A 12,198-nucleotide genomic window follows, 5' to 3' on the forward strand; every position below is an offset into this window, starting at 1 on the left:
GTAAAGTTACATATAACTATTTAACAAAAGTAAATACGGCCTCAAAAATAATTCGAAACCGTATTTATAACAAAAACACAACTATTTAATAAGCATCGTCATGTACCATCGTGATGGCACGACCACTTGGCTCATTCATATTTTTAAAACTCTCGTCCCATTCTAAAGCCGTAGGTGTACTACAGGCGATAGAAGGTACAGAAGGTACGGTTAAGGCAGCAGCTTCACTAGAAAAATGTTCTTCAAAAATACTTCTGTAATAATATTCTTCTTTAGTGGCTGGCGTTTGTTTTGGAAAACGGAAAGCTGCATTGAACATCATTTCATCACTCACTTCGGTTTCAACAAGCTCTTTAAGAGAATCAATCCAGTTATAACCAACACCGTCGCTAAATTGTTCTTTTTGCCTCCAAGCTACAGATTCAGGTAAATAGTTTTCAAAAGCTTTGCGTAGCACCCATTTTTCCATACGTTCACCATTAATCATTTTATCTTGAGGATTGATGCGCATGGCCACATCCATAAATTCTTTATCTAGGAAAGGAACACGACCTTCAATACCCCATGCCATTAAACTTTTATTGGCGCGTAAACAATCATATTGATACAATTTATCTAACTTACGTACAGTCTCTTTATGAAATTCTTCTGCGTTTGGTGCTTTGTGGAAATATAAGTATCCGCCAAATATCTCATCGGCGCCTTCACCAGACAATACCATTTTTATACCCATAGATTTAATCACTCTCGCCATTAAATACATAGGTGTAGAGGCTCTTACTGTGGTAATATCATAGGTTTCTAATTGATAGATTACATCTTTAATAGCGTCTAATCCTTCCTGAACTGTAAAGGTGATTTCATGGTGAATCGTACCAATATGGTCAGCTACTTTCTGTGCAGCAGCTAAATCAGGAGAACCTTCTAAACCAATTGAAAATGAATGTAATTGAGGATACCAAGCTTCTTTTGTATCGCCTGATTCTATCCTCTTGGCTGCGTATTTTTTCGCTATGGCGGATGTAATGCTTGAATCGAGTCCTCCAGAAAGTAATACCCCATAAGGAACATCAGACATCAATTGACGGTGTACAGCGGCATCTAAAGCGTCATGTAATTCATCGATACTGGTTTGGTTTTCTTTTACAGCTTTATACTCCATCCAATCACGAGTGTACCACTTTTTTAGCTCACCATTTTTACTATATAAGTAGTGTCCTGGAGGAAAAATTTCAATTTTGTTACACACGCCCTCTAAGGCTTTTAATTCTGAAGCAACATAAAAACTACCGAATTTATCCCATCCTATGTATAAAGGTATAATACCCATATGATCACGCGCAATTAAATACGCATCATTCTCTACATCATAAAGAGCAAAACCAAAAATTCCGTTAAGGTCATCTAAAAAGTCAGCACCCTTTTCTTTATATAAGGCTAGTATAACTTCACAATCAGACTGGGTTTGAAAACTATAACTACTTTCAAAATCTTTACGGATTTCTCTATGATTGTAAATTTCACCATTAGCAGCTAATACCAACTTTTTATCGTCACTAAATAAGGGTTGTTTACCCGATGCCGGATCAACAATTGCTAATCGCTCATGGGCTAAAATCGCTTTTTCACTGCTATAAATACCGCTCCAATCTGGCCCACGGTGACGAATTTTCTTCGACATTTCTAATAGCTGAGGTCTCAACGTCTCTGCCTCTTGCTTCAAATCAAACGCACATACAATTCCACACATAATAGTTCTTTGTTTTTGTTATGATGCAAATATGATTCATATATTATAATATGTAAACTAAAAAGTTTATATTAGTTTCAATATGTTATTTTAATTCATTAAAAAATGATAAAATGTAATATTTACTATAAATTTTTTAATCATTTTTGACAGATGTAAACTTTAGTAAAAAGTATATACTAAAAGAATCGGTTTTAACGTTATGAATACTCAACAGGGTTATTTATGGTAAAAACGTACATTGTATTCGTCGCTACATTTTTGTTTGTTTTCTTATGTTCTTTCGAGATAACTTCACAAAGTTTTAATACTTTAGATAAAGTGCCTCATGATATTTCATATTATCGTGAAAGTAGAGTTACCAAGCCTTTAGTAAAAGTGCTTTATGGAAGGCCTTCGAAAAGCAAAGAAAAAGTCTTTGGAGATCAGATTCCTTATGGAGAAATATGGAGAACGGGTTATAATGAAGCTACCGAAGTAAAGTTCTATAAAAATGTAAAGTTTGGCAATCAAACCGTAAAGGCAGGTACCTATACTTTATTAACAATACCAGGAGAAAAATATTGGAAAGTAATTTTAAGTTCGCAATTAGATACATGGGGAGCGTTTCAGTATAATCCTACTTTTAATGTAGCAGAAATTAGTGTTCCAGTAAAGAGAGGCGAGACCTTAGAAACATTTTCTATTGCCTTTAAAAAGCAACTTGATTCAATTGAAATGGTATTGGGTTGGGATGCTACCCGAGTAAAAGTGCCACTACAATTCGAACAAAAGACAACTGAACTGGCTTACAATAAAGCAGAATAAATTTTAATTCACTTTTTCTCCATTCACAAAGGTTTCTAATACTTCTGTACTAGGAACTTTATCAATAGCAATGGTCATTATATCTTGATCTAGTACAACAAAGTCTGCAAATTTACCAACTTCAATACTCCCTTTTTCGCTTTCTTCAAAATTAGAATAGGCCGCCCAAATAGTCATGCCTTTTAATGTTTCTTCTCTTGACAAAGCATTATTTATTTGATAACCATCTTTTGGATAATTATTCAAATCTTTTCGTGCCACAGCAGCATAAAATGTTAAAAACGGACTTACTTTTTCGACTGGAAAATCGGTGCCTAATGCTATCTTACCGTATTGTTTTAAAAGATCTTTATAGGCATATCCACCTTTTATTCTCTCGACTCCTACACGATCTTCTGCCCAATACATATCGCTGGTAGCATGTGTAGGTTGTACTGAAGGAAGAATATTTTTAAAAGCGTCAAAATCTTCTGGAGACACAATTTGAGCATGCTCAATTTTCCAGCGTCTGTCTTTTTTATCTTTTAAAACACGTTTATACGTTTCTAATAAAAAGTGATTTGCAGAATCACCAATGGCATGGGTATTCATTTGAAACTCAGAATTAGCGATTCGTTCAGCTGTATTTTCGAGAAAATCTACCGTACTTACCAAAGCACCAAAGTGATTTGGCTTATCACTGTAAGGTGCACGCATTGCCGCACCACGAGATCCCAAAGCTCCGTCACCATAGACTTTAAAAGCACGCACGTTTAAACGATCGGTTTTACTAATGCCCTTATTTAAATAATAATCTAAATTTTCTGGATATGCGGAAGCCATTGCATACACACGCATTTTCAAATCACCAGTCTTTTGTAAACTATCAATAAGTTCTATAGTCTCTCTTGAGAGCCCAGCATCGTCAACCGTAGTAAGGCCTAGACCAAAGCAAATTTTTTCGGCATCTTTTAAACCTTGAATATTTTCTTTCGTAGTTGGTTGCGGAATTTTTGAAGTAATTAAACGCATAGGTCTATCGATAAAAATTCCTGTTAGTGTTCCATCTTTTTTTAAGATATCACCTCCTGAAAATGTTGTTTCTGTGGTAACACCTGCCATATCTATAGCTTTTTGATTTGCTAATAAGGCATGTCCGTCAACTCTCGTGATTGCAACAGGTGTATCAGGAAATAGTGCGTCTAGCTTTTCTTTGGTAGGAAACTCTTTAACTTCCCAATCGTTTTGGTCCCAGCCTCTACCTGTTATATATTGCACATTTTTCTCCTTTTGAAAGTCAACTAGCCTTTGCAGTACTTCATCATAACTTTTGGTCCCGGTAAGATCAACTTTTTGCTGCTGCATGCCCAATCCATAAAAATGACAATGCGCATCGATAAATCCAGGGAAAACCGCTTTCCCTTCAGCATCGAGTGTTTTAAGAGTTGTATATTTTTTCTGAATTTCATCAGTACTTCCTGTAGCAACTATTTTTCCATCTTTTACAGCAAAAGCTTCCGCTTTAGCGAAATTGTCGTTGACCGTATAGATAGTTCCGTTAATAACTAATAGATCAGCCTTCTCTTTTGGGTTGCAAGCAAGCCCTACAAGAAGAAATAGAAAAGCAAGTTTTTTCATGATACATTGGTTTAAAGTTTTACAAAGGTAAGGTTTACAAAAATTTTATTGTAAAGCGTTAATAATATGCTGTTCTTCAGCTTTGGCATACTCATATCCAAATTGGTAAGCTTTCATAATGCCTTTCGAATCTAAAAAACCAATATTCTTTATATTATTAGGTAAAAATACATAACTACACTGTTCGTATTTTGCTGTATTATTAGCAACCAAACCTAAATGATGTACGCGATTCAAAAGTTTTAAAGAAGTTTTTATTTCTTTTCTGTTAATTTTTTCTGCCGGATTAATATAACTGCCAATAATCCTATCACATTTTCCAATTAATGGCTCCGTTGGGAAATTATTCATAACACCACCATCACAATATAATTCATTATTAATTTGTAAAGGTGAAAATATAGGAGGGAGTGCAGATGATGCCACAATGGGTTTTATCAGTTCGCCGCTATCAAAAAAGGTCAAGGTACCTTCTAATAGATTGGTTGCTGTTATGGTGAGCGGATATTTTAAACTTTCGAAAGTGTCATCTGGAAAGTATTTTCTAAAATACGATATATATTTTGCGCTATCCATTAAACCTGGTTTGCCTCTAGCGAAATGTGAAAATTTAAGAATAGGAGTTTCTTTAAAAAAAGAGAGCATTTCTTCGGGAGTATAACCGCCAGCATATAAACTTGCAATCATTGCACCAGCACTTGTGCCCGAAATTCTATTAGGTCTTATATTGTTTTCTAGTAACACTTTTATAAAACCAATATGAGCCATGGCTCTTACACCACCACCAGAAAGCACCAAACCTAAATCATTGTTCACAGATCTACAATTTTTATAATTCAAAGTTAAAAAATATCACGGTTAAAGTGCTACTTTATAAGTGTAATTAACTTCATAATGTTACATATAAAATGTAACTTTGCCACTTCGTAAAAAGTACGTCATTGCGAAGCAAATTAAGAATTTACTGTGGCAATCTCATTAAAATAGATTACTACACCATTTTACTCCTTGTAATGACACGAAAAGATAGATTATGAGCTACCATTTTAATGAGATAGAGCAAAAGTGGCAAGACTACTGGGCAAAGAATCAAACGTTTAAGGCAGAGAATAATTCTGATAAACCAAAATATTATGTGTTAGATATGTTTCCTTATCCTTCGGGAGCAGGATTACATGTTGGCCATCCGCTAGGGTATATTGCGAGTGATATCTATGCCCGTTATAAGCGCCATAAAGGATTTAATGTATTACATCCGCAAGGGTATGATTCGTTTGGATTGCCTGCCGAACAATATGCGATTCAAACTGGGCAGCACCCTGCGATAACAACCGAAGCAAATATTAAAACGTATCGTCGCCAATTAGACCAATTGGGTTTTTCATTTGATTGGAGTAGAGAAGTACGTACCTCTGATCCGAGCTATTATAAATGGACGCAGTGGATTTTTATTCAACTCTTTAATTCGTGGTATAATAAAGATGCCGACAAGGCTGAGGATATTTCATCGTTGGTCTCCGCATTTGAAAAAGATGGAAATACTCAGGTTGCCGCTGCTGCGGATGATGATATTGAACTTTTTTCAGCTGATGAATGGAATGCCTTTTCTAAGGTTAAAAAGCAAGAGGTCTTGCTAAAATATAGATTAACATTTTTATCGGAAACTGAAGTAAACTGGTGTCCTGCTTTGGGTACGGTATTGGCCAATGACGAAATTGTAAATGGGGTTTCAGAACGCGGGGGTCATCCTGTGATTCGTAAGAAAATGAAGCAATGGAGCATGCGTATTTCTGCCTATGCACAACGCTTATTGGATGGATTAAATACGATTGATTGGCCGCAACCCTTAAAAGATATTCAACGTAATTGGATTGGTCGATCAGAAGGAGCGATGGTGACTTTTAACGTCATTGCGACCCCGAGTATTCGGGAGAAGCAATCTTTTTCTTACAATGAGATTACTTCGTCGCAAACTCCTCGTAATGACGAAGGCGACCGTCATTCCGAACTTGATTCGGAATCCCATCCTTATAAGATCGATGTATTTACTACGCGACCCGATACTATTTTTGGGGTGAGTTTTATGACGTTGGCACCAGAACATGAGTTAGTGTCGAAAATTGTAACTCCAGAACAAAAAGAAGCGGTTGATTCTTATGTCGAAGCTACTGCAAAACGTAGTGAGCGGGACCGAATGGCCGATGTAAAAACCATTTCGGGTGTCTTTACAGGAGCGTATGCCTTACATCCTTTTACAAAAGAGAAAGTGCAAATTTGGATCGGGGATTATGTCTTGGCAGGCTATGGTACAGGAGCCGTAATGGCAGTGCCTTGTGGTGATGAACGCGATTATGCTTTTGCAAAACATTTTGATATACCGATACCAAACATTTTTGAAGGTATAGATATTTCTGAAGAAGCGTTTACAGATAAGTCAACTACCATTATTGCAAACTCAGATTTTTTAAATGGATTGAATTATAAAAAAGCAACTAAACGTGCCATTTATGAGCTAGAACAAATAGGGCAAGGGCAAGGAAAAATAAACTATCGTTTGCGCGATGCGGTATTTAGTCGCCAGCGATATTGGGGAGAACCCTTTCCAGTATATTATAAAGATGGAATGCCCCAAATGATTAATCCAGAGCATTTGCCTATTGTATTACCTGAGGTAGAAAAATACTTACCTACAGAAGATGGGCGACCACCCTTAGGAAATGCCGATGTTTGGGCTTGGGACACAAATACAAATAAAGTAGTTTCAAATGATCTACTTGTCACTTCGAGCGGAGTCGAGAAGTCTCAACAAAACAACGGTATTTACCCATTAGAGTTAAATACCATGCCGGGCTGGGCTGGGAGTTCGCAGTACTTTAATCGCTATATGGATCCGCAGAATGATCAAGAAATTTTTTCGCAAGAAGCGATTAACTATTGGCAAGATGTTGACTTATATATTGGTGGTGTGGAGCATGCTACTGGGCATTTATTATATTCTCGTTTTTGGCAAAAATTTATGTTCGATAAAGGCTTGGTGCCCAAAGAAGAGTTTGCTAAAAAACTAATTAATCAAGGAATGATTACGGGGACGAGTGCTTTTGTTTATAAGTTAATTCCAAAATATTTTGCAGAATTTATTGATGAAAACGGAGATATTTTAGAAAAAGGATTTGAAACAGGAGCTATTTATGCTATAATATCTAAAAATTTAAAAGAAAGATACGAAAGAGAAGAAGAAATAGATATTCCTGAAAAACTTCAAAATCAAATAAAAAAATATGAATTAGCAAGTTCTGATGATAAATGGAAAGTGAATTTTTCTAAGTTTGATTTTTTACCAATACACGCCGATGTGTCTATGGTAAATTCTTCAGATGAGTTAGATATTGAAGCCTTTAAAAATTGGAGACCAGAATATAAAGATGCTGAATTCATTTTAGAAGATGGTAAATATATCGTAGGTCGTGAGGTTGAAAAAATGTCGAAGTCTAAATACAATGTAGTGAATCCTGATGCCATTTGTCAACTATATGGAGCGGACAGTTTACGCTTATACGAAATGTTCTTAGGGCCGTTAGAGCAATCAAAACCTTGGAACACGGCTGGTATTACAGGTGTACATGGTTTCTTAAAAAAATTATGGAAGCTCTATCACGAAGGTGATACCTTCCGCGTAAGCGATGACCAACCTACAAAAAACAACTTAAAGACATTACATAAAACCATTAAAAAAGTAGAGGAAGATATTGAGAACTTCTCTTTTAATACGTCGGTATCTACGTTTATGATCGCTGTAAATGAGTTGACTGCCCAAAAATGTTCGAGTAGAGCGATTTTAGAGCCCTTATTGATCTTAATTTCTCCGTATGCACCCCATATTGCCGAAGAGTTATGGAATAAGTTAGGGCATGAAGATTCTATTGCTTTTGCACAATTTCCAAAGTTTGAAGCGAGTCATTTGGTAGAAAGCACCAAAAATTATCCGATCTCTTTCAATGGTAAAATGCGTTTTACGTTAGAGCTTTCTTTAGATTTTAGTAAAGAACAAATTGAAGAAGCAGTAATGACACATGAAAAAACACAAGCACAGTTACAAGGCCGAGAACCTAAAAAAGTTATTGTAGTACCTGGTAAAATTGTAAATATAGTAGGCTAATGGCTTTTAATTATGAAATAATAGGTATCGCAGCTGCAATTTGTACAACAGCATCTTTTGCGCCTCAAGCTTATAAAATATATAAGAGAAAATCGGCTAAAGAAGTTTCGTTAACTATGTATTTAATTATGTTTATGGGCTTAATATTATGGCTTATCTATGGTATATTAATACATAGCTTGTCTATTAAGTTAGCAAACTCGGTAAGTATTTTATTAGTAGGAATGATAGTTTATTATAAGTTAAGAGATAAATAATTTTAATAGAGTCATCTAATTTCAAGGCTTTTTATTAAATTTGATTGTTATGAAATCAATCAGGTCAATTTTTATTTGTTGTTTTTTTATTATTGGTGTTTTTCAATTTTCATTATCGCAAGAATTATTTATAGGTAATGGGGCTGAACTCTACTTGAAAAAGGACTTAGCGTTTACCACCAGTAATACACTAGTTACTATCGGAGGTACAGGTAAATTTTCTCTAGAAGCGGGGAGTAATTGGGGAAATAATACCGAGTATGTTAAAGGTGAAGTATCAGCATTAGGTACAGGAATAACAAAACTACCTATAGGTAATAATGGAATATATGCCCCTGTAGAGGCAGATCATACAGGTGATATTTTTGCTACATATTTTAATGCTGCACCGACATCGGGTACAAATGGTACAAATGTTAATGCCGTTTCTGATATTGAATATTGGGAATTAAAAGGAAATGCTGTAATTACACTTCCATGGAATACTAGTAGCAATATTACAGATTTAGTCAATAATAATGGTGGTGTCTTGAATTCTGTAGCTATTGTTGGTTATAATAGCGGTACTTGGAATTTAGTAAGTGCCACACAAACAAATACAGTTACTGGAAATTTATCTGATGGTACTGTAAAAAGTGATACAAGTAACCCTGTAAACCTTGATACTTATACTCAATTTAGTTTTGGTATTGATAACCAAGTAGTATTGGGAGTAGATGATTTGTTTATAACGAATGGTATCACAATATTTTCTAATCCAGTTCAAGAGCAAGAGATTAGATTTTCATTTCAGAATGATATTTCTAATTTAGATGCTGTTTTATATGACGTTACGGGGAAACGAATAAAAAATTACAAAGGTATAATTACCTTCAATGGTGTTGGTTCTTTAGATAGAACAAGTGTGAAAAGTGGTATATATTTTTTGAAGTTTATCCATGAGGGTAAACAAGGTGTTAAAAAATTAATTTTAGAATAATCTACATACTATGAAAAAAAAAATACTAGTACTTATAACGTTGGCTATATCTTCATTAGGGTTTGCACAAATTGGTATAGGAACGACTTCACCTGATGCTTCTGCAGTATTAGATATGACCTCCACTAGCCAAGGGGTGTTAATTCCAAGGATGACAACAACTCAAAGAGAAGCAATTGCGACGCCCGCATTAGGATTACAAGTATATGATACAGATACTAATACAATTTGGTTGTATAATGGTGTCGCCTGGATGAATGCAACTGGAGGAACTGGGAAGTTTATAGATGGGGCTACTTCAGATATAGCTTTTTACGACGGTAGAGTTGGTATAGGGAGAAATAATTTTTCTTCAGTGCATAAATTATTTGTAGAAAATAGCACAACTGCTGATTCACAAAATAACTTAGCAAGATTCGTTGCACAATATGAAGGTACTGGAAATAGCACATCAACTTATGGAGCCATTTTTGATGTAATAAATGCAGGTACAGGAACTATTAATTATGGAATTGGATCTTGGAATACTATAGATAATTCTTCAACAGGATCAATTACTACTGCCGAAGTAGAACGTTCAGATCTAAATAATGCATCAGGTGGTTCTATTGGCACTGCTTACATAAACTCTTCAATAGTAGATAACGATGGAGCTATTACAACACTTTTAGGTAACTTTATTTCTTATGGAGGTACTGGTACTGTAGCGAATAGTTATGCATTATTTATTGGTAACGGATTTAATCAAGGAACTAACGAAAATTTTTCAATATTTTCCGCTTCAAGCGCTGATTCGTACTTTTTCGGAAATATAGGTGCAGGTATTTTTGCGCCACAAAGAAAGTTACATGTTAGTGAAGCTATGCGTTTAGAACCTCAGAATGACCCACCAGCTAATGGTGCACTAGGTGATTTGTATGCTGATACCGATGGAAATTTGTATTTTCACAATGGTACCGAATGGAAACAGGTACAATTAGCGCCTTAATTTGATAACTTTTTAAATTCATTTTTATTTGTATAACTAGAAAAAGTTTTTACATTTGTCATAACAATGAGATCAATTTTAAATTATACATGGTGGTGGAACTTTCGAAATGTAAACTTCGTGAAGTAACACCTGCGTATATTTAAACTAATAATATCAAAAAGGCTTGTCATTCACGACAAGCCTTTTTTTAATTGAGAATATGTACACATTAAAAACACATTATAAAAAAATTATAGCCGATACGATTACGCCTGTAAGTATCTATCTAAAAGTGCGAGATCAGTTTCCTAATAGTATTTTACTAGAAAATAGCGATTATCGCGCTACCGATAACAGCTTCTCGTATGTTTGTTTTAATACAATAGCCTCTATAAAAGTGGCTGATGAACATGTGGTACAAACATTTCCCGACGGAATCAATAAGAAGGTTAATATAACCAAAGAAACAAATGTACCAGCCCTTTTTCATGATTTTTCACGAAAGTTTAGTGTTGATCTAAAAGAAAAATTTAAGTTTATTAGCAATGGAATTTTTGGATATACAGCTTATGATGCGGTTCGCTATTTTGAAGATATTGAGATTTCAAAAAAAGAGGCTTCACTCAGAATTCCAGATATGTACTATGCCGTTTATCAGAATATCATTGCGATTAGTAATTTTGAAAATGTAGCCTATGTTTTCTCTAATAGCTTTGATGGCAATCACAATGTAGATGAAATTCATCAGTTACTAAAAGCGAAGAATTATGCAACGTTTGATTTTTCAACAGATGGCGAAATAGTTTCTAATCTTACAGATGGTGAATACAAAGAACATGTTGACTTGGCGAAAAAACATTGTGCCAGAGGAGATGTATTTCAATTGGTTTTATCGAAAAAATTCTCGCAAAAATTTAAAGGAGATGAGTTTAATGTGTACAGGGCATTAAGAACCATAAATCCTTCACCCTATTTGTTCTTTTTCGATTTTGGTGATTTTAAAATTTTTGGAAGTTCCCCAGAAGCGCAACTAGTAGTAAATAAAGGAATAGCTGAAATTCATCCTATCGCAGGAACCTTTAAACGTACAGGAGATGATTTAAAAGATGCTGAATTGGCAAAACAATTGGCCGTTGATGAAAAGGAAAATGCTGAACATGTGATGTTGGTAGATTTAGCACGAAATGATCTAAGTCGTCACGGCTCTGAAGTTACTGTAGATCGCTATCGTGAAGTACAATTTTTCTCTCATGTTATTCATCTAGTGAGTAAGGTTACTGGTAAAAAGCACGAGAAAAATTCAACCATGCAAGTAGTCGCAGATACCTTTCCGGCAGGTACCTTGAGTGGCGCTCCAAAGCATATGGCGATGCAGCTTATTGAAAAATATGAAAAAACGAGCAGAGAATTCTATGGTGGCGCCATAGGCTTTATGGATTTTGAAGGTAATTTTAATCATGCCATTATGATTCGAACTTTTTTGAGTAAAAATCACACATTGCATTGGCAGGCTGGTGCTGGGTTGGTTTCAAAATCGAACCCTGAGCATGAGTTGCAAGAAGTATATAACAAATTAGGTGCTTTAACAAAAGCATTAGAAGCCGCAGAAAGAATAAAGTAACGTCATTACGAGGAATAAAATGACGAAGTAATCTCACATTA

The 12,198-nt window shown here is 35.1% G+C and carries 9 protein-coding genes; 6 read left to right on the forward strand and 3 right to left on the reverse strand.

The features are described from left to right. Positions 1-85: 85 nt before the first annotated feature. A complete protein-coding gene (gene asnB / locus AC1EUY_RS04600; RefSeq protein ID WP_480194332.1) occupies positions 86-1,750 on the reverse strand; it encodes an asparagine synthase B in 1,665 nt (554 codons plus the stop codon). A gap of 225 nt (positions 1,751-1,975) precedes the next feature. On the opposite strand from asnB, the gene AC1EUY_RS04605 reads away from it, so the two are divergent. Then, positions 1,976-2,557: a DUF2911 domain-containing protein gene (locus AC1EUY_RS04605; protein WP_480194333.1), complete on the forward strand. Its 582-nt coding sequence runs from the start codon at positions 1,976-1,978 to the stop codon at positions 2,555-2,557. A 3-nt stretch (positions 2,558-2,560) separates the two neighbouring features. Here the strand turns inward: AC1EUY_RS04605 and AC1EUY_RS04610 are convergent, their stop codons facing one another. Both AC1EUY_RS04610 and AC1EUY_RS04615 read right to left on the reverse strand, forming a co-directional pair. Continuing rightward, positions 2,561-4,174, reverse strand: a complete 1,614-nt coding sequence (locus AC1EUY_RS04610; protein WP_480194334.1) for an amidohydrolase — start codon at positions 4,172-4,174, stop codon at positions 2,561-2,563. Positions 4,175-4,219: 45 nt separating this feature from the next. Beyond that, positions 4,220-4,990: a patatin-like phospholipase family protein gene (locus AC1EUY_RS04615; protein WP_480194335.1), complete on the reverse strand. Its 771-nt coding sequence runs from the start codon at positions 4,988-4,990 to the stop codon at positions 4,220-4,222. 217 nt (positions 4,991-5,207) lie between these two features. On the opposite strand from AC1EUY_RS04615, the gene AC1EUY_RS04620 reads away from it, so the two are divergent. From AC1EUY_RS04620 to AC1EUY_RS04640, 5 genes are all read left to right on the forward strand, one after another. Then, positions 5,208-8,330, forward strand: a complete 3,123-nt coding sequence (locus AC1EUY_RS04620) for a leucine--tRNA ligase (RefSeq protein WP_480194336.1) — start codon at positions 5,208-5,210, stop codon at positions 8,328-8,330. Beyond that, the gene (locus AC1EUY_RS04625) at positions 8,330-8,587 is read left to right on the forward strand and encodes a SemiSWEET family sugar transporter (RefSeq protein ID WP_480194337.1); all 258 of its coding nucleotides are present in this window, start codon (positions 8,330-8,332) and stop codon (positions 8,585-8,587) included. The genes AC1EUY_RS04620 and AC1EUY_RS04625 overlap by 1 nt, the downstream gene beginning before the upstream one ends. Positions 8,588-8,636: 49 nt before the next feature. Continuing rightward, the gene (locus AC1EUY_RS04630; RefSeq protein WP_480194338.1) at positions 8,637-9,566 is read left to right on the forward strand and encodes a T9SS type A sorting domain-containing protein; all 930 of its coding nucleotides are present in this window, start codon (positions 8,637-8,639) and stop codon (positions 9,564-9,566) included. A 10-nt stretch (positions 9,567-9,576) separates the two neighbouring features. After that, positions 9,577-10,554 carry a hypothetical protein gene (locus AC1EUY_RS04635; protein ID WP_480194339.1) on the forward strand — a complete coding sequence of 326 codons (978 nt, stop codon included), beginning with the start codon at positions 9,577-9,579 and terminating at the stop codon, positions 10,552-10,554. 202 nt (positions 10,555-10,756) lie between these two features. Next, on the forward strand, positions 10,757-12,157 hold the full coding sequence (locus tag AC1EUY_RS04640) for an anthranilate synthase component I family protein (protein WP_480194340.1): 1,401 nt from the start codon (positions 10,757-10,759) through the stop codon (positions 12,155-12,157). The last annotated feature ends 41 nt before the right edge of the window (positions 12,158-12,198 follow it).

Source organism: Maritimimonas sp. 2210JD6-3 (assembly GCF_056591795.1).